Origin of the sequence: Peteryoungia wuzhouensis (genome assembly GCF_003205195.1) — a bacterium.
GTDB classification, from domain to species: domain Bacteria; phylum Pseudomonadota; class Alphaproteobacteria; order Rhizobiales; family Rhizobiaceae; genus Allorhizobium; species Allorhizobium wuzhouense.
In genome coordinates this window covers 468,002-487,212 of sequence record NZ_QJRY01000003.1, presented here as the reverse complement: position 1 = coordinate 487,212, position 19,211 = coordinate 468,002, and the positions used below count along the sequence as shown (strand labels likewise).

Here is a 19,211-nt window from a genome sequence, read left to right as displayed (position 1 = left end):
TTTCATGCAGTATCTGGCGCCTGTTACTCGGCGGCGATCCGGATGCCGGGGGCAGCATCGCGAACCTTGCCATCGACATGCGGTTCGAACTTGGCGAAGTTGTCGATGAACATGCCGACCAGCTTCTTGGCCTGCGCGTCATAGGCGACGCCATCAGCCCAGGTCGAGCGTGGGTCGAGGATCTTCGTGTCGACGCCAGCCACAGACACCGGAACGGCAAAGCCGAAATTGGTGTCAGTGCGCATGTCCACCTTCTTCAACTCACCGGTCAGAGCGGCCGTCAGAAGCGCGCGGGTGGCCTTGATCGGCATGCGGTTTCCTGTGCCGTAGGCGCCACCGGTCCAGCCGGTGTTGACCAGCCAGCAATCCACCTCGTGACGGGCGATCAGATCACGCAGCAGGTTGCCGTATTCGGTCGGGTGACGCGGCATGAACGGCGCGCCGAAGCAGGTCGAGAAGGTCGCTTCCGGCTCGGTCACGCCCTTTTCGGTGCCGGCGACCTTGGCGGTGTAGCCGGACAGGAAGTGATACATGGCCTGCTCGGGCGTGAGCTTTGCGATCGGCGGCAAGACACCGAAGGCATCAGCCGTGAGCATGATGATTGTCTTCGGATGCGGTGCGCGACCCGTTTCCGACGCATTCGGGATGAAATGCAGCGGGTAGGCGCAGCGGGTGTTCTCCGTCAGCGAGCCGTCATTGAAGTCCGGAACGCGGTTTTCGTCCAGAATGACGTTTTCGAGTACGGTGCCGAAACGCTTGGTGGTGGCGAAGATCTCCGGCTCAGCTTCTGCCGAAAGACGGATGGTCTTGGCGTAGCAACCACCTTCGAAGTTGAAGATGCCGTTTTCGCCCCAACCGTGTTCGTCGTCACCGATCAGGGTGCGCTTCGGATCGGCCGACAGCGTGGTCTTGCCGGTCCCCGAGAGGCCGAAGAAGACGGCCGCGTCGCCATCAGGGCCGACATTGGCCGAGCAGTGCATCGGCATGACACCCTTCGACGGCAGGAGGTAATTGAGAACGGTGAAGACCGACTTCTTCATCTCGCCGGCATAGGAGGTGCCACCGATCAGAACGATACCGTTGGTCAGATCACAGGCGATGACGGTTTCGCTCCGGCAGCCGTGGCGGGCCGGATCGGCGCGGAAGCTGGGCAGGTCGATGATCGTCAGCTTCGGCACGAAACTCGTCAGCGCTTCGCGCTCAGGGCGGATCAGCAGATTGCGTATGAAGAGCGAGTGCCAGGCAAATTCGGTGACGACCCGCGTGGGGAGCGCATTGTCCTTGTCCGCACCGCCGATGAGGTCCTGCACGAAAAGGTCCTTGCCGGCTGCATGGGCCAGCATGTCCTGGTGCAACACGCGGAAATGTTCGGGCGAAAGTGGCTTGTTGTTGTCCCACCAGATCTGGTCGGTGGTCTTTTCGTCACGCACGACGAACTTGTCCTTGGCGGAGCGGCCAGTGTGCTGACCGGTCAGCGCTCGCAAGGCGCCATCGGCTGTCAGTTCAGCCTCACCTCGGCGAATCGCTTCTTCATAGAGCACGCCTTCAAGGAAATTGTAGCGAACACTCGCAGCCTTCCCCAAACCAGCTTCCGCGAGACCCGTTGCCGGGTTCCTGATGCCGAATTCCTCCATGATGCGCCGTCCTCTCGTGTGGGCCACAACTCTCCGATGGCCCAAACTTAAATAGATTGCAGACACAACGCAAGCAGGCCAACCGAAAAAAATCAATGATATCAATTATTTAATCGATTTAAAACCGAAAAGCGCCTTTTTAAATCGTTTAGTTCCCGTTCTATTCCAACACATTTTTCTTCTGGTGACCGTTCCTGAGCGACCCCATCAGGCCCTGACACCGACAGAGGGTTTCCGTTTGCCACAATTTGTTCCACCTTTATACTCATGAAGCTGTCACTGAACCGGAGCTGGGCTGGGGTAGAGCCAGGAGCAGCGCTTAGAGATGATGGAGACCTATGTTATGCAGACGATTGCTCTGGTGGATGACGACCGCAACATTCTGACGTCGGTTTCGATCGCGCTTGAGGCCGAAGGCTATAAGGTCGAAACATACACCGACGGCGCTTCGGCGCTGGATGGCTTGCTGGCACGCCCCCCGCAGCTGGCAATCTTCGACATCAAGATGCCGCGCATGGACGGAATGGAACTCCTGCGCAGGCTGCGCCAGAAGTCCGACCTGCCGGTGATTTTCCTCACGTCCAAGGACGAGGAAATCGACGAACTGTTCGGCCTGAAGATGGGTGCCGACGATTTTATCACCAAGCCCTTCTCCCAGCGCCTGTTGGTCGAGCGGGTGAAGGCCATTCTGCGTCGTGCCGCAAGCCGCGAAAACCTGGCGGCAACAGGCGGCGGCGCAGCAAAACCCGGCAGCGAACAGCAGGCTCGCACGCTGGAGCGTGGACAACTCGTCATGGATCAGGAGCGTCACACGTGCACCTGGAAGGGCGATGCCGTCACCCTCACGGTTACAGAATTTCTCATTCTACAGTCGCTGGCACAACGTCCGGGCGTGGTCAAAAGCCGTGACGCCCTCATGGATGCCGCCTATGACGAGCAGGTCTATGTCGACGACCGCACGATCGACAGCCATATCAAGCGCTTGCGCAAGAAGTTCAAAATGGTCGACACCGACTTCGACATGATTGAAACCCTCTACGGTGTGGGCTACCGCTTCCGCGAAGCGGCTTGAGGTCCCGGCATCTCCGGGATCTGACCGGAGACGGGCGAAAGGGTGAGGTTTGGCCAGACAGGTTGACGATGGGAATCTGGAGGAGCTGGAGGGCGGCTCCGAGCAGCGGCGGCTGTTTTCCCATCCTTTCATCCTCATCCGGCGGATATTCGGTCATGCGCTGTTTTCGAGCCTGACGCGACGGATCGTCTTTTTCAACCTCGCCGCCCTGATCGTTCTGGTCGGCGGGATCATGTATCTCAATCAGTTCCGCGAGGGGCTGATCGATGCGCGCGTCGAAAGCCTGCTGACGCAGGGCGAGATCATTGCGGCGGCCGTTTCGGCATCGGCGTCCGTTGATACGAACTCCATCACCATCGATCCGGAAAAGCTGCTGGAGTTGCAGGCGGGACAGAGCATTACCCCGGTTCCGAACGATGAAGACCTTGAGTTCCCCATCAATCCGGAACGCGTCGCGCCGGTTCTGCGTCGGCTGATATCGCCGACACGCATCCGCGCGCGCCTGTTCGATGCCGATGCCAACCTGCTGCTCGATTCCCGTCATCTGTATTCTCGCGGCCAGGTGCTTCGCTTTGACCTGCCGCCCGTCGACAATGACACGTCCAGCCTGACAGACTGGATCACGCGGATGTTCAACACGATCCTGCAGCCCGGCAACCTTCCGATCTACAAGGAAGCCCCCGGAGGCGACGGATCGATCTATCCGGAAGTGATGAATGCCCTCACCGGGGTTCGGGGTGCCGTGGTGCGCGTGACGGACCAAGGCGAACTGATTGTCTCGGTGGCGGTCCCTGTTCAGCGCTCGCGGGCTGTGCTCGGCGTCCTTCTGCTATCGACGCAGGCCGGCGATATCGACAAGATCGTCCATGCGGAACGTCTTGCCATCCTGCGCGTCTTCGGTGTCGCCACACTCGTCAACATCGTCGTGTCGCTCCTGTTGTCGTCCACCATTGCCAATCCGCTGCGCCGTTTGTCAGCAGCTGCTATTCGCGTTCGGCGCGGTGCGAAGGAACGCGAGGAGATCCCCGACTTCTCCGTTCGCCAGGACGAGATTGGCAATCTGTCGATTGCCCTTCGGGAAATGACGACCGCCCTTTATGACCGCATTGATGCGATCGAGAGTTTCGCGGCCGATGTCAGCCACGAATTGAAGAACCCGCTGACTTCGTTGCGCTCGGCAGTCGAAACCCTTCCGCTTGCGAAAACGGCCGAGTCCCGGCAGCGGCTGATGGATATCATCCAGCACGACGTGCGACGGCTGGATCGGCTGATCAGCGACATCTCGGACGCCTCGCGTCTGGATGCAGAACTGGCGCGTTCGGATGCAAAGCCAGTTGATCTGGAAATCCTGCTCTCCAGCCTCGTCGATATCTCGCGCGAGATCCGTCATGGCAAGAAGGCCGTACAGATTGACTATGTGATAGACCAGAAGCCAGGCTCCAAGCAGGGCTTCATCGTCAACGGCCACGATCTCCGGCTGGGGCAGATCGTCACGAACCTGATCGAAAACGCTCGGTCCTTTGTGCCTGAAGATGGCGGCTGCATAACCGTGCGCCTATCGCGGACGCGGACACGCTGCCTCATTCAGGTCGAAGACAATGGACCCGGCATCCAGGCCGAAAACATCGACCGAATCTTTGAGCGCTTCTACACCGATCGACCAGAGGGAGAGAGTTTCGGCCAGAATTCCGGCCTCGGCCTGTCAATCAGCCGTCAGATTGCGGAAGCGCATGGCGGCACACTGAGGGCGGAAAACGTTCTTGATAGCACGCGCGGCCGGATTACCGGCGCCCGCTTCGTCCTCGCGCTACCGTTTGAGGCCGGGACATGAGCGATATGACAAACAATGCGCATGGAACCGCCATCGTAATCGATGGGACGGGATTGTTCTTCTCCGGTCCCTCAGGCTGCGGGAAGTCGGGTCTCGCCTTCGACTGCCTGGCAGAGGCCACGCTGCGCGGTCTTCCAAATGCTCTCGTGGCCGACGATCAGGTGCTTTTGGTCCGGCAAAACGAGCGGATTGTGGCCAGAAGACCTGATGCGATAAGGGGCCTCATGGAGTTGCGTTACAGCGGAATTGTCGCGGTGCACAGCGTCGAGGAGGCCGAACTCCATTTTGTACTCCTGCCAGTCAGTGCCGATGAAAGTATGCGCCTGCCGCCCGAGAACGAACGCCTTTCCCTCACACCCGAGATCGACCTTCCTGTCATAAGAGTGCCATTCTGGAGTCGTTTTCCGCTAGCGCTCATCTTCGCACAAATCGCCATGATGCAAGCAAAGCGCTCTTAAGCACGCGGTTTTGGCTTGCACTTCCTGTTTTGATGGACAAGATGGCGTCCTATCGATGGACGAACCACTGGTGTTGCGCTATCTGGCGATTTTTTCCGCTAAGGGGCAGTAGAGAATGATCGGACTTGTGCTTGTCACACATGGCAAGCTGGCTGAAGAGTTTCACCACGCGGTGGAACATGTCGTCGGCCCACAGAAATGCATCGAGACCGTTTCGATTGGCCCCGAAGACGACATGGACCAGCGTCGTCAGGACATTCTCGATGCCGTCCTTCGGGCTGACGATGGCCATGGCGTGATCATTTTGACCGACATGTTCGGCGGCACTCCGTCCAATCTTGCCATTTCCGTCATGAACAATGGTCGGATTGAGGTGATTGCCGGGGTCAATCTACCCATGCTGATCAAGCTGGCCGGGATCCGTGGGGACAACGACATGGATCGCGCCCTCGTCGAAGCCTCCGAGGCCGGCCGCAAATACATCAATGTCGCCAGCCGCGTTCTCAGTGGAAAGTAACGGAATGACCGCCTCGCTTGCCCGCGACCTGCTGATTGTCAACAAGCGCGGCCTGCATGCACGCGCGTCTGCCAAATTCGTTCAGACCGTCAGCGGCTTTGACGCAGCTGTTACCGTCTCCAAGGATGGCACCAGCGTGGGCGGAGCTTCGATCATGGGCCTGATGATGCTGGCTGCAAGTCCTGGCTGTTCGATCAGCGTGAGCGCCTCCGGCAACGAGGCGGAGGCTGTCCTTGACGCGCTGGAAGCACTCGTTGCCGATCGCTTCGGTGAGGAGATGTAAAGCATCTCCACATAAGGACATAAAGACTTCTTTATGTCTCATTGCCTTCTTTGACGATCCCTGCTAGGAACGACCCAATCGCCGCGATATGCATTCGCGGGTCGAGCGTTCCTCGGTTCTGCCCCAGGCAGAGACCGGGCCCAGATCCAGCCGGAGACTCTCATGAGCAAACATGACTATGTCATCGCCGATATCGGTCTCGCCGATTATGGCCGCAAGGAAATCAGCATTGCCGAAACGGAAATGCCGGGCCTGATGGCCTGCCGCGCCGAATTCGGCGCCAGCAAGCCGCTGAAGGGTGCACGTATCACCGGATCGCTGCACATGACGATCCAGACGGCCGTGCTGATCGAGACGCTGGTCGAGCTTGGCGCCGACGTGCGCTGGGCTTCCTGCAACATCTTTTCGACCCAGGACCATGCCGCTGCCGCGATTGCCGCCGCCGGCATTCCGGTCTTCGCCATCAAGGGCGAGTCGCTCACCGACTACTGGGAATATACCGACCGGATCTTCCAGTGGACCGACGGCGGCGTTTCCAACATGATCCTCGACGATGGTGGCGACGCCACCATGTATATCCTGCTCGGCGCCCGCGCTGAAGCCGGCGAGGACGTTCTTTCCAATCCGCAGTCGGAAGAAGAAGAAATCCTGGTCGCCCAGATCAAGAAGCGTCTGGCCGCTTCGCCGGGCTGGTTCACCAAGCAGCGTGATGCCATCAAGGGCGTTACCGAGGAAACCACGACCGGTGTGCATCGCCTGTACGAACTGGCCAAGAAGGGCCTCCTTCCCTTCCCCGCCATCAATGTCAACGACTCGGTCACCAAGTCGAAGTTCGACAACAAGTATGGCTGCAAGGAATCGCTGGTCGACGGCATCCGCCGCGGCACCGACGTGATGATGGCCGGCAAGGTCGCGGTCGTCTGCGGTTATGGCGACGTTGGCAAGGGCTCGGCTGCTTCGCTGAGCGGTGCCGGAGCTCGCGTGAAGGTGACGGAAGTCGACCCGATCTGCGCGCTGCAGGCTGCTATGGACGGGTTCGAAGTCGTCACTCTGGAAGACGTTGTTTCCTCGGCTGATATCTTCATCACCACCACCGGCAACAAGGACGTCATCCGCATCGAGCACATGCGCGAGATGAAGGATATGGCGATCGTCGGCAATATCGGCCACTTCGACAACGAGATCCAGGTTGCGGCTCTCCGGAACCTGAAGTGGACCAACATCAAGCCGCAGGTCGATATGGTCGAATTCCCGAAGGGCAACCGCATGATCCTTCTCTCGGAAGGCCGTCTGCTGAACCTCGGCAACGCCACCGGCCATCCGTCCTTCGTCATGTCGGCGTCGTTCACCAACCAGGTTCTCGGTCAGATCGAGCTCTTCACCAAGACGGAAGAGTACAAGCCGGGCGTCTATGTTCTGCCCAAGCACCTCGACGAAAAGGTTGCCCGCCTGCATCTTGAGAAGCTCGGCGTGAAGCTTACGACGCTTTCGGACGAACAGGCCGCCTATATTGGCGTCACGACGCAGGGTCCGTTCAAGGCAGAACACTACCGCTATTAAAATATAGCTGGATAATATCTACATCTAGTGGACGGCGTCTTGACAAAGGCGCCGTCTTCTTTTTTGGGCCTCGGCCTTCCCGACCCATTCCATCGGCGGTATTGTTTTAGGACTTGATTCGTGGACTGCACGAGCGGTCCGCGAGCACGGATGTCTTGTCGACGATGCGGCACATAATGAGACGGAGACAGACCGAGAATGTCGGTAGATCAACGCGCCCCGCATTTGCGGGATACGGCCATTCTGGCCGGGAACTCCAGCCTTTTGCGGCATAGTCCAGAACTGCCGGCCCTGCGGGGGAGAACGGTGGCCGCACCGCGGAGCCTCATCGGCTCGCTGCGGCACCTTCTCGCTTGTGGGAGCATGCTGGCCGGCGTGATATACCCTGCTCTTGCCCAGGCTCAGACAGAGCATTCAATTATCGGCAATCTCAACCGCGTCGATGTCGCGGGCTATGCACTGTTGCTTGGTGCCCTTTCGGCTGCCCTTCTGTCAGCCGGATGGCTTGCCCGGCAACGGAACCGTCTTGAGTCTGAGCGACGTGACCTGCGGTCGGAGTTGTCTGTCAGCCAGCACAAAATCTCGCGTTACCAAGCCTTCATTGCCGACAAGAATCGCCGTGTCGTGATCTGGGATGGTCAGAACGGCAAGGCAGAATTTCTCGGTCAGTTGCCGGGTGAAACCGGTGCACCACAGAACGACAGCGATTTTCTCGCTTTCGGTCGTTGGTTGACGCCGAACTCCGCCGGCGAAGTGGAGCGGGCAATCGAGGCTCTACGCTCCAATGCAAGCACTTTCGATCTGGTCGTGGAGACCATTCGCGGCGAAGTCATCGAAGTTCAGGGACGCCTTTATGGGGGACGGGCCTATGCCCTGTTCCTGGCGCTGAACAACCTGCGTGCAGAACTGGCCGAATTGAAGATCGAACGCAATCGCCTGCGCAATTCGATCGCATCCTTCGAATCCTTGCTGGATTCGATCGAACAGCCTGTCTGGCAGAGAGATCGTGACGGCCGTTTGACCTGGGTGAACCAGGCTTACTGCGAAGCGGTGGAAGCGACCTCGCCGGGTCAGGCCGTTCAGGAAGGTCGGGAAATTCTCGGCACACTTACGCGCGAGAAGATCAAAGCGACGACGACGCCGGAATCCCCGTTCCGCGATACGGTCTCGACTGCGGTGCGAGGCGGACGGACCTTCTTCGAAGTGGTTGACGTGCGCGGCCCCAGCGGATCGTGCGGCATGGCAATCGACGTCTCTTCTGCCGAAACACTGCGTGAAGAACTCATTCGTACACTGAAGAGCCACGCCGAAACGCTCGATCATTTGGCAACGCCGGTTGCCATTTTCGACGCCGATCGACGCCTGCAGTTCTACAACCAAGCCTTCGTCCAGCTCTGGGGTCTCGATACGCCCTTCCTGGAATCACGCCCCGACCATGCCGAACTCCTCGATCGGCTGCGCTCCGCGCACAAATTGCCAGAGCAACTGAGCTGGAAGGCCTGGAAAGAAAGCTGCCTTTCCGTTTATCGCGCTCTGGAGACACAGACCGATCTCTGGCATCTGCCCAATGGCCAGACACTCCGCGTCATCGCCTCGGCGCACCCGCAGGGCGGCGTCACCTGGATGTTCGAGAACCTGACCGAGCAGGTCAGCCTTGAGACCCGCTACAACACGCTACTGCAGGTCCAGGGTGAAACCATCGACCACCTTTCGGAAGGTGTCGCAGTGTTTGGTCCGGATGGACGTATCCAGCTGTCCAATCCCGCCTTCCGGGCGCTGTGGGGCATCACGGAAGCCCAGGCTGCTGTGGGCACGCATATCCGCCTGCTCGAAGCTGCCTGCAAATCCTCGTATGACAAGGCGGATGGCTGGAAGGCCTTCGGCAAGATGATCACCAGCTTCGAGGATGAACGCCCGTCGAGCCAGGGCACGCTGGAACTCTATTCCGGCCTCGTTCTCGACTACGCCGTGACACCACTGCCCAACGCCCAGACCATGCTAACCTTCGTCAACATCACCGACAGCGTGCGCGCGGAACGGGCACTCAAGGAAAAGAACGAAGCGCTGCGCAAGGCGGACGAGCTGAAGAACGATTTCGTCCAGCACGTCTCCTACGAGCTTCGCTCGCCACTGACCAACATCATCGGTTTCACGGATCTGCTGAAGACCCCGACGATCGGGCCGCTTAATGAGCGCCAGGCCGAATATATCGACCACATCTCGACCTCCTCTTCGCTGCTGCTGACGATCGTCAACGATATTCTCGACCTTGCGACGGTCGATGCCGGCATCATGCAGCTCGACTATTCCGAGATCGATCTCAGCGATCTGCTCGATGACGTCTCGATGCAGATGACGGATCGGCTGCAGGAAGGCGGAGTTACACTGGAGATTTCGGCACCGGCGCAGCTCGGCCATATCATCGCCGACCGACAGCGCCTGAAGCAGATCCTGATCAAGATCCTGACCAATGCCGTGAATTTCGCGCCTGAGGGCACGGCTGTCAGAATGAAATGCTGGCGCGACGGTGTCGACTTCGTGTTCTCCGTGACCGACCGTGGATGCGGGATGGAAGCCGACATGGTGATGTCAGCCTTCGATCGATTCTCCACCAATCCCAAGGGTGGAAAGCGCAGCGGTCCAGGCCTTGGATTGTCAATCGTGCATAGTTTCGTCAACCTGCATCATGGCCAGGTGTCGATCGACAGTGCGCCGGGTCAGGGCACCACGGTCAATTGCCGCATTCCTTCCGCCAGTATTCCGCAAGTCATCGCCGCAGCCGAATGACAGACCACCCCGATCTGATCGAGTTAGTCCTGCCTGACGAGACCGCAACGGTCGAGTTGGGAGAGGATCTGGCGCTCGCACTTCAGGCCGGTGACTGTGTCGCGCTTTGGGGAGATCTTGGTGCGGGGAAATCGACCCTCTGCCGCGCGCTGCTGCGTGCGGTGGCCGACGATCCGGATCTTGAAGTCCCGAGCCCGACTTTCACGCTGGTGCAGAGTTATGATCTTCGCCTGCCAGTCTCGCATTTCGATCTCTATAGGCTGGCGGACGTCAGCGAACTTGACGAGCTCGGTTTCGACGAAGCACTCTCCAACGGTATCTGCCTGGTGGAATGGCCGGAAAGAGCAGGCAAAGCTCTTCCGAAGAGCAGGATCGACATTCGGTTCCAGTTTTCGAAAGAGGGCGGCCGGGTGGTCTTGCTCTCAGGGCCAGAGGCCAAACTGACGAGGCTTCGGCGGATCCTGCAGATCAGGCGCTTTCTTGAGGACAACGGCTTTGATCACGCTTCGAGACGCCACCTGACCGGCGATGCCTCCACTCGCGCTTATGAACATATCTATCCTGCGAACGGCGACGCTCGCCTCGTGCTGATGGACGCCCCGGCACGACCGAATGGGCCGCCGATCCGGGATGGGAAACCCTATTCGCAGATCGTACACCTGGCCGAAGACGTCTATCCCTTCGTCGCCATTGATGAAGCTTTGCGAATGCGTGGATTTGCGGCGCCGGCCATTCTTGCAACAGATTGCGATTCTGGAATTCTGCTGCTTGAGGACCTTGGCACTGAGGGCGTTCTCGACGCAGCGGGGAAGCCGATCGAGGAGCGCTACAGGGCAAGTGCCGCCTGCCTCGCCGCCATCCACGATTCGCCTTTTGAGCGGGAGATCGCGCTGCGTGGCGGATGGGTCCACGTCATCCCGGACTTCGACCGACCTGCCATGAAAATGGAAGTCGAGTTGCTGCTTGATTGGCACCTTCCCTGGAAGCGTGACGGCGTTCCTGTCAGCGCGGCAGAACGGGAAAGTTACCTGAATATCTGGGACAATCTGATCGATGAACTGGCGACGGTGGAGAAATCCATCGTGCTGCGTGACTTCCACTCTCCAAACATCATCTGGCAGGGGGAGCGAACCGGCCATGACCGGATCGGTCTCATCGACTTCCAGGACGCGATGATTGGCCCTTCCGCCTATGATCTCGTCTCGCTGGTTCAGGACGCCCGTGTGACGATCCCCCGTCCGCTGATGGATCAATTGATGGCTGACTACCTTGCTCTGCGGAACAGGACGGCTGATTTCGACGAGGCGACATTTCTGAAAAGCTGGGCGATCATGGCCGCACAACGCGCCTGCAAGCTCAACGGGCTGTGGGTTCGCCTGCTGAAACGAGATGGAAAACCCGGATATATGCGGCACATGCCGAGAACGCTCTGGCATTTGTCCGTGGCGTTCGAGCATCCTGTGCTTGCCCCCTTGCGCCGCTGGTGCGCAGAGGCTGGAATCGAACTCCCCGAATCAGCGGCGTAGTTCAAATGACCATCACCCAAGCCATGGTACTCGCGGCCGGTCTCGGTACGCGGATGAGACCCATCACCGAGACGACTCCCAAACCACTGGTGAAAATCGGCGGCAAGGCGATGATCGATTATGCGCTTGATACGCTGAAGGAAACCGGCGTGACGACCGTGGTGGTCAATGTCCACCATCATGCCGACCAGATGGAGCGGCACTTGGCCTCCATCAATGGACTGGAGATCATCATTTCCGACGAGCGCGAGCAGTTGATGGATTCCGGTGGTGGACTGGCGCGTGGCCTGAAGCGACTGGATGCTGCCGCGCCCGCCTTGGTGATGAACGCTGATCTGTTCTGGATCGGCGAGCCCAAGGGTGAACCGTCCAATCTCACGCGGCTCGGTAAGCGCTTCGATCCTGAAATGATGGACATGGCGATGCTTTGCGTCGCGGAAAGTCAGACCACCGGCCACAATGGTAAGAATGATTTCTCCATGGCTGCCGACGGCGGCCTGACACGCTACCGCGTGGGCGATCCCGATCCCGTCGTTTATGCCGGCGCTCTAGCCCTGATGCCGGGGCTTCTGGCCGATGCGCCGGAGGAAGCATTCAACCTCAACATCTATTTCGACCGCGCCATTGCTGCCCGACGGCTCTTTGGCGAGCGTCTGCAGGGACATTGGCTGACTGTCGGCACCCCCGATGCGATAGCGCCGGCGGAGGCAAAGATTGCCCTCTCTCGGCAGGAGAGCTGACCGTGGCATCGAAAACTCCCCGCGTTTTTACCATTCCACCGGGGCGGCCGTTTCTCAAGACGCTGACTCAGGCGCTGCTCGATGGAACCCTGGTCGACGGTTATCGCTACGATCCCGAAGATCCATTATCGCTGGCCAAAGTTACCGTTCTCGTGCCGACGCGCCGTGCGGCGCGCGTGCTCAGATCGGAATTCGTCGACCTGCTGGGGGGCCGTTCAGCGATCTTGCCAAACATCCGGCCGCTTGGCGAAACCGACGACGACAGCGGCTTTTTCGATCAGGACGCCCCGCTGCTGATGGATCTGGCGCCGCCTGTCAGCGGGATCGTGATGCTGCTGGAGCTCGCACGGCTGATCCTCGCCTGGCGCAATCAGCTGCCGGAGATCGTGCGCTCCATCCATAGCGACACGCCCTTGGTCGCGCCGGCAAGCCCGGCTGACGCCGTCTGGCTGGCGCGCGCACTCGTCGAATTGATAGAGGCTGCCGAGACGGAAGGCTGCGACTGGGAGAACCTCAACACCCTGCAATCGGCGGACTTCGGCTCCTGGTGGCAGCTCACACTCGAATTCCTGAAGATTGCAACGACCTTCTGGCCAGAACGCTTGAATGAACTCGTGCGCTCCTCCCCGGCACGTCATCGCGATGCCGTGCTACGGGCCGAGGCCGAGCGCATCAGGCGGACCGGGTCAACCGGGCCGATCATCGTGGCCGGATCGACGGGTTCAATCCCGGCAGCGGCCGAGCTGATCGCAGCCATCGCTGGGCGAGAGAACGGCGTCGTGGTGCTGCCTGGCCTCGACCAGCAGATGCCGGACGAGGACTGGCTGAAACTGAACGATCGCAGTTCTTCGTTGATCGCACCGAACCCTGCCCTTCGCGGTCATCCGCAATATGGTCTCGCCCAGCTGCTTCGCCACATGGTGGTGGAACGTGCCGATATTCCGGCACTCGCCGACGCCGATCCCGTTCTTCAGGATCGCGCGGAAATCCTGTCGCGGGCGATGGCGCCGGCGGAAGCGACCGACAGCTGGAAGTCCTGGCGCGACGATTTTGAAACAGAGCGAGTGCTGGCAGCCTTTGAGGACGTCTCGCTGATCGAGGCGGCCAATGAACGAGAGGAAGCGACCGCCATTGCAATCGCACTCCGGCTCGCCTTGGAAGAGACGGCCGGCGCGCCGGACAGTCGCGTCGCCCTGATCACGCCCGATCGCGCGCTTGCCCGCCGCGTCATGTCGGAACTCGCACGCTTTGGCATCGAAGCCGACGATTCGGCCGGAACGCCGCTCACCGGGACGCTTGCAGCCATGCTGACGCAGATCGCAGCCGAAGCCTGCCTCAGGCCCGGCGATCCGGTGCCGATCGTTTCGCTGATCAAGCATCCACTGGCGCGCTTTGGTCTCTCCGAAGCGGACATGCGACGGGCTGCAGACGCGCTTGAGGTCATCGCGCTTCGCGGCGGCATCCGCTCGCTCGACCTTGCCGAGATGGAAGCGCTTTTCGAGCAGGGGCTGATTGATCACCTGGCCGATCGCCACAAGCCGCAATGGCGGCTGTCGGTCCCGCAGGAAGATATCGAGCTTGCGCGGGTTCTGGCGAGAAACGTCACTGCTGCCGTCGAACCGCTGGTCTCTGCCGTTGTGCGCTCGGCCGATGGCGCATCGCTAACGCGCCAGTTTACCTTGGCGGAATGGGCCGAAAGAACAGGACGTGTTCTTGAGGCGGTCTGTATGGACGATCGACGGGACCTCGCGGGCCTCTGGGGGAACGAGGGCGGCGAGACGCTTGCACAACTGCTCGGCCAGGTGCTGGAGGCCGATGGGCAGATCGAGGCGGACGGGTCGCAATGGGTCGATATCCTCACAGCCCTGATGGCTGGCCAGGCGGTGAAGCCGAGAGCGATGCGTCATCCGCGTGTGTTCATCTTCGGCACCCTGGAAGCGCGTTTGCAAAATGTCGACATGATGGTGATCGGCGGCATGAACGAGGGCAGCTGGCCGAACCAGACCAAGAACAATCCGTTCCTGTCTCGCATGATGAAGACAGATATCGGGCTTGAGCCACCGGAACGCCAGACGGGACAGGTGGCACACGACTTCCAGATGGCCTGCGGGACGCGTAAGTTGATCTTTGCCCGTGCGCTCCGGCAGGGATCTGCACCGACGGTCGCATCCCGTTGGCTCCAGCGTCTGGTGGCACTTGGCGGACCTGAACTGCAAGAGGCCATGAAGCGGCGCGGCCAGGTCTTTCGCCGCTATGCCGATCTCATCGACCAGGGGGAAAGCCAGGCACCGGCTCAGCGGCCCTCGCCCCGGCCGCGCCTCGAACTTCAGCCTCGCTCCTTCAGTTTTTCCGAAGTCGGGCGTTTCCGGCGAGACCCTTACGCCACCTATGCTCGGCGTATCCTACGGCTCGATGCCGTTGAACCGTTCAATCAGGATCCCGGGGCCGCAGAGCGCGGTACGCTCTACCACCGAATCGTCGATCGGTTCGTGCGTGAGGGCCATGATCCCAGCCGCCTCGACGCCGTCGATCTCCTCCGCACCATCACCGATGAGGAATTTCTCAAGGAGGCCCTGCCGTTGCATCTCGATGTGGTATGGCGGCAGCGGTTTTATGCCGTGGTGCCAGAGTTCATCGAATGGGAGCGCAAGCGGCGACCGGAACTGCGTCGGATACTGACGGAAATGCGGGGAAACGTGGTGTTGGAACCGGTCGGGATCACCATCAGTGGCATTGCCGACCGTATCGATCTTAAAGGTGGCGGGCATGCCGACATCATCGACTACAAGACGGGACTGGCACCGAGCGCCGCACAGGCACGCAGCCTGCTCGACCCTCAGCTGGCACTGGAAGCCGCCGCCCTGATGGAAGGGGCGTTCAAACCTGCCGGACAGGTGCGGCCGGACAACCTGATCTATATGCGCCTGAGACCTGGAGAGCGGTTCATCGTAGATCAGGTCAACAACGAGCTCAGCGGGCGCGGCGACAACAAGAAATCGGCAGCGGATCTGGCATCGCAGGCAGTCGAGGAACTCGGGCGTTTCGTCGCTGCGCTGCATAGCGGCGAGCGCGGTTATGTCTCGCGGCTCATTCCGGCTGAACAGAACAGTTATGGCGGGGAATACGATCACCTCGCCCGCGTAGCCGAATGGTCCACGGCCGATACCGAGGAGGCTGCTGCCGATGACTGAGAGCAGTCTCGATATCGACACGCTGCCGAGCAGCAGTGATCCGGCCGTATGGCTGGATTGGACCTCGCTGGAGCAATCACGCGCATCCCATCCCGGCCAATCGGCCTGGGTGTCGGCCAATGCGGGCTCGGGCAAGACGCATGTGTTGACGCAGCGGGTCATCCGCCTGCTGCTGGCGGGTGCACGTCCCTCCTCCATCCTCTGCCTGACCTATACCAAGGCTGCAGCCTCGGAAATGTCGAACCGTGTCTTCCAGCGCCTGGCCGAGTGGGCGACGCTCGATGACGCCGAACTGTCGAAGCGGATCGCCAAAATCGAGCAGAGACAGCCGGACCGCGTGACACTCGCGGCGGCCAGACGGCTGTTCGCCAAGGCGCTGGAAACGCCCGGTGGATTGAAGATCCAGACCATCCATGCCTTCTGCGAGGCGCTTCTGCATCAATTTCCACTGGAGGCCAATGTCGCCGGGCATTTCAATGTTCTCGACGACCGGGCTGCCGTGACTGTGCTTTCGGAAGCACGGCGATCGCTGCTGACAGCGACCTCGACGGAAAACGACGCGTCGCTGGCCGATGCTTTTTCCAGGGTCTTGAGTATCGCCGACGAAAGCGGGCTGGAAAGCCTGATTGGCGACATCGTGGCCAACCGCCATGCGATCCGCGAGTTCCGGCGTGTGGCCGACAGGCTCGGCGGGTTGGAGCCTGCCCTTCGGCAGCGTTTCGGCATTTCCCCGATGGAGACAGAACTGTCCCGGGCGGAAGACTACTGGCCGCTCGCCGGTCTCGCTGGCCCAAGTTTTGCTCATTACATCAGGCTTGCGCTGGAGAAGGGCGGCGAGAAGGTTCGCACCGTTGCCGAGATCCTTGAGCGCGCGCTTGTCGAAACCGATCCATTGGCGCGCGCCAGCCTCATCGACAGCGCATTCCTGACGAGCACGGAAAGCCCCAAGGCCGACAGCTCGCTGATTGCTGCAGCGATGACGAAGGTCGCACCGGAGCTCAAGGATGCCGTCATTGCCGCTCGCGAGCACGTCGTTGCCAAACGCGACCGGTTGCGGATCTTCCGGATGTACGAGGCGACAAAGGCCGCACTGATCCTGGGCCTCAGGTTGGATGCCGACTACGAGGAACTGAAGAAGCGTCGCTCGCAGCTTGATTTCGAGGATCTGATCGTTCGAACAGCACAGCTGCTGACCCGCAGCGACGTCGGCGCATGGGTACACTACAAGCTGGACCAGGGCATCGACCACATTCTGGTGGACGAGGCGCAGGATACGAGCCCCGTTCAATGGGCGGTGATCCGCTCTCTGCGTGAGGACTTCTTCAGCGGGGCGAGCGCAAAAGCCGGTATCCGCACCTTCTTCGCCGTGGGCGATGAAAAGCAGTCGATCTACTCCTTCCAGGGCGCACGGCCGGAGCAGTTTTCTGCTGAGGCGAAGCAAACCCAAGTGGCGGTGTTCCAAAGCGGTCAGGCGTTCAACTCCGTCCGATTGCCCCTCTCCTTCCGCTCCACCGAATCTGTCTTGCAGGCGGTCGACCAGGTTTTCCAGGCGCCAGAAAATCGCCGGGGCCTGAGCGCTGGCGGGGACGACATCGTGCACCGGTCGAGCCGGATCGGGCAGCCGGGTATCGTCGATGTCTGGGACATGATCGCAGCCGAAAAGCAGGAGAAGACCGAGGACTGGACGGCTCCGTTCGACGCCACCCCGGAAAGCGCGCCCTCTGCCGTGCTGGCGCGGCGGATCGCCTTCCAAATCCGCGAGATGGTTGGACGCCAGACGATCATCGAAGATGGGCATGCGCGGTTGATCCGGCCAGGCGATATCCTGGTGCTGGTGCGCAAGCGCGACAGTTTCGTCAATGCGCTGACCCGCGCCTTGAAGCGGCCCTACAACATTCCGGTGGCCGGTGCCGACCGCTTGAAGCTGACAAGCCACATCGCGGTTCAGGACATGCTGGCATTGGGCCGCTTCATGCTGCTTCCAAACGATGATCTTTCGCTGGCAGCGCTTTTGAAGTGCCCGCTCTTCAATCACACAGAGGATGATCTTCTCGCATTGGCTGCGGAGCGGCCGGAAGGCGAAAGCCTGTGGCAACGGCTAAAGCACGAGGCCGAGCCCGAGGGTTCAGCCTGGCGCGAGACCTGCGAAACGCTGAACCTGTTCTTCGAACAGTCACGCCGGTTTTCCGTGCACGACTTCTATGCCCGGGTGCTCGGTGCTCATCAAGGGCGCAAGGCCTATCTGGCCCGGCTGGGTTCCGAAGTCGGCGACATCATCGACGAGTTCCTGAGTTTTGCTCTGGCCTTCGAGACCGCCGGCCTGCCCGGCCTGCAATCCTTCATTTCGACGCTGGAGATGGAAGCGCCGGAGGTGAAGCGCGAACAGGACAAGGAGCGGAACGAAGTCCGCATCATGACCGTGCACGCCTCGAAGGGGCTTGAGGCACCGATCGTGTTTCTCGTCGATGGCGGGTCCAAACCGTTCAACAGCAATCATCTGGCGAAATTCCGCCTGTTGGAGGCGGAGGACGGGTTTGCGACACCGTTCTGGGTGCCGGGCAAGTCGCTTACCAATTCGCTGACGCACAGGGACAGCGAGCGGCTGAGGGCCCTTGCGGAAGAGGAATACCGGCGACTTCTCTATGTCGCCATGACCCGTGCTGCAGACCGGCTCATCATTGCCGGTTATCGGGGTGTCAACGATCCGGGCGACATCTGGCATCGGATGATTCTTGATGCCCTGAAATCCGACGAGATGCGCTGCAAACCTGCGGAATATCAGGGACCGGATGGGACGTGGGGTGGCGTGTGTTGGAGCTTGCCGGATCGCGGCCGGGAGTTTCCGGAAGCGTCGGAAACCAGTGAGACCCAGGAAACAGTGGATCTGCCAGCGACACTGTGGCGTCCTCTTCCGCCGCCGGTTGCGCTTCCGCGTCCGCTCAGCCCGTCGACGGCAGGCGGCGTTCTCATCGACGATGACAGCGAGGATATGATCACCGCCTCGGCTCTCTTCGTGTCGGACGAGAAACCCGATATCGCCCTGCAGCGCGGCAGGCTCATCCATCGCATGCTGCAAAATCTGCCTGAGATCCCGGCGGCTGGTCGGCGTGATGCAGCAGAGCGCTATGTGAGCCGTGCGGCACGGTTCTGGCCGGCATCGGAACGGGAACGCCTCGTCTCGACCGTGCTGTCGGTCATTGAGAACCCTCACCTGACCTCGCTCTTTGCGGATGGCAGCCAGCCGGAAGTCTCTGTGATGGGAACGTTGACGCTGCGTGGCGAACAGCGGGCTGTTTCCGGGCGTCTCGACCGGATGGCTGTGCTTGCCGACAAGGTCGTCATCGCCGACTACAAGACCAATCGCAAGACGCCTCGCGATGCGGTCGAAGCTCCCCTCTCGCACCGCGCGCAGCTCGCCATCTACCGGGAGATCCTGCAGCCGCTCTATCCAAACAAGACAATTGAATGCTGGCTGATCTACACGGAAACGGGCAGCGTCATTCCACTCGATGACGACCTGCTTGCGCAGTCTCTTGCCGACCTCCAAACATCGTGAGATACCGCATATTGAAATAACCGCGACGCGGCATCACATATCTAGTCAATTCCAGT

General features: G+C 60.4%; 12 protein-coding genes. 11 read left to right on the top strand and 1 reads right to left on the bottom strand.

Features of this window, described 5'->3' with window-relative positions:
* Positions 1-23: 23 nt before the first annotated feature.
* Positions 24-1,634 carry a phosphoenolpyruvate carboxykinase gene (locus DMY87_RS11460; RefSeq protein WP_110791415.1) on the bottom strand — a complete coding sequence of 537 codons (1,611 nt, stop codon included), beginning with the start codon at positions 1,632-1,634 and terminating at the stop codon, positions 24-26.
* Positions 1,635-1,977: 343 nt separating this feature from the next.
* Here DMY87_RS11460 and DMY87_RS11455 point away from each other — a divergent pair, with 343 nt between their 5' ends.
* From DMY87_RS11455 to addA, 11 genes are all read left to right on the top strand, one after another.
* Entirely contained in the window at positions 1,978-2,706 is a 729-nt protein-coding gene (locus DMY87_RS11455) for a response regulator transcription factor (protein ID WP_205908159.1), read from the top strand.
* A 49-nt stretch (positions 2,707-2,755) separates the two neighbouring features.
* Positions 2,756-4,537 carry a sensor histidine kinase gene (locus DMY87_RS11450; protein WP_110791413.1) on the top strand — a complete coding sequence of 594 codons (1,782 nt, stop codon included), beginning with the start codon at positions 2,756-2,758 and terminating at the stop codon, positions 4,535-4,537.
* On the top strand, positions 4,534-4,995 hold the full coding sequence (locus DMY87_RS11445; protein WP_110791412.1) for an HPr kinase/phosphorylase: 462 nt from the start codon (positions 4,534-4,536) through the stop codon (positions 4,993-4,995). Before DMY87_RS11450 ends, DMY87_RS11445 begins: the two co-directional genes overlap by 4 nt.
* 115 nt (positions 4,996-5,110) lie before the next feature.
* On the top strand, positions 5,111-5,512 hold the full coding sequence (locus DMY87_RS11440; RefSeq protein WP_110791411.1) for a PTS sugar transporter subunit IIA: 402 nt from the start codon (positions 5,111-5,113) through the stop codon (positions 5,510-5,512).
* A gap of 4 nt (positions 5,513-5,516) precedes the next feature.
* Complete coding sequence (locus DMY87_RS11435; RefSeq protein WP_110791410.1) at positions 5,517-5,795, top strand: HPr family phosphocarrier protein; 279 nt, start codon at positions 5,517-5,519, stop codon at positions 5,793-5,795.
* Between the two features lie 162 nt (positions 5,796-5,957).
* Positions 5,958-7,355: an adenosylhomocysteinase gene (gene ahcY / locus DMY87_RS11430; protein ID WP_110791409.1), complete on the top strand. Its 1,398-nt coding sequence runs from the start codon at positions 5,958-5,960 to the stop codon at positions 7,353-7,355.
* A 198-nt stretch (positions 7,356-7,553) separates the two neighbouring features.
* Positions 7,554-10,142 (top strand): PAS domain-containing sensor histidine kinase, encoded by a 2,589-nt coding sequence (locus tag DMY87_RS11425; RefSeq protein ID WP_110791408.1) that lies wholly within the window; start codon positions 7,554-7,556, stop codon positions 10,140-10,142.
* Complete coding sequence (gene tsaE / locus DMY87_RS11420) at positions 10,139-11,668, top strand: tRNA (adenosine(37)-N6)-threonylcarbamoyltransferase complex ATPase subunit type 1 TsaE (protein WP_110791407.1); 1,530 nt, start codon at positions 10,139-10,141, stop codon at positions 11,666-11,668. Before DMY87_RS11425 ends, tsaE begins: the two co-directional genes overlap by 4 nt.
* A gap of 5 nt (positions 11,669-11,673) precedes the next feature.
* Positions 11,674-12,408, top strand: coding sequence for a nucleotidyltransferase family protein (locus DMY87_RS11415; RefSeq protein WP_110791406.1), 735 nt, complete (start codon positions 11,674-11,676; stop codon positions 12,406-12,408).
* Positions 12,409-12,410: 2 nt separating this feature from the next.
* Entirely contained in the window at positions 12,411-15,599 is a 3,189-nt protein-coding gene (gene addB / locus DMY87_RS11410; RefSeq protein ID WP_110791405.1) for a double-strand break repair protein AddB, read from the top strand.
* Positions 15,592-19,155, top strand: a complete 3,564-nt coding sequence (gene addA / locus DMY87_RS11405; RefSeq protein ID WP_110791404.1) for a double-strand break repair helicase AddA — start codon at positions 15,592-15,594, stop codon at positions 19,153-19,155. The genes addB and addA overlap by 8 nt, the downstream gene beginning before the upstream one ends.
* Positions 19,156-19,211 lie beyond the last annotated feature (56 nt).

Bases quoted from the DNA above. Each gene is read 5' to 3' on its own strand.
- DMY87_RS11460 (WP_110791415.1), bottom strand. From the start codon at position 1,634: ATGGAGGAATTCGGCATCAGGAACCCGGCAACGGGTCTCGCGGAAGCT.
- DMY87_RS11455 (WP_205908159.1), top strand. From the start codon at position 1,978: ATGCAGACGATTGCTCTGGTGGATGACGACCGCAACATTCTGACGTCG.
- DMY87_RS11445 (WP_110791412.1), top strand. From the start codon at position 4,534: ATGAGCGATATGACAAACAATGCGCATGGAACCGCCATCGTAATCGAT.
- DMY87_RS11440 (WP_110791411.1), top strand. From the start codon at position 5,111: ATGATCGGACTTGTGCTTGTCACACATGGCAAGCTGGCTGAAGAGTTT.
- DMY87_RS11435 (WP_110791410.1), top strand. From the start codon at position 5,517: ATGACCGCCTCGCTTGCCCGCGACCTGCTGATTGTCAACAAGCGCGGC.
- ahcY (WP_110791409.1), top strand. From the start codon at position 5,958: ATGAGCAAACATGACTATGTCATCGCCGATATCGGTCTCGCCGATTAT.
- DMY87_RS11425 (WP_110791408.1), top strand. From the start codon at position 7,554: ATGTCGGTAGATCAACGCGCCCCGCATTTGCGGGATACGGCCATTCTG.
- tsaE (WP_110791407.1), top strand. From the start codon at position 10,139: ATGACAGACCACCCCGATCTGATCGAGTTAGTCCTGCCTGACGAGACC.
- DMY87_RS11415 (WP_110791406.1), top strand. From the start codon at position 11,674: ATGACCATCACCCAAGCCATGGTACTCGCGGCCGGTCTCGGTACGCGG.
- addA (WP_110791404.1), top strand. From the start codon at position 15,592: ATGACTGAGAGCAGTCTCGATATCGACACGCTGCCGAGCAGCAGTGAT.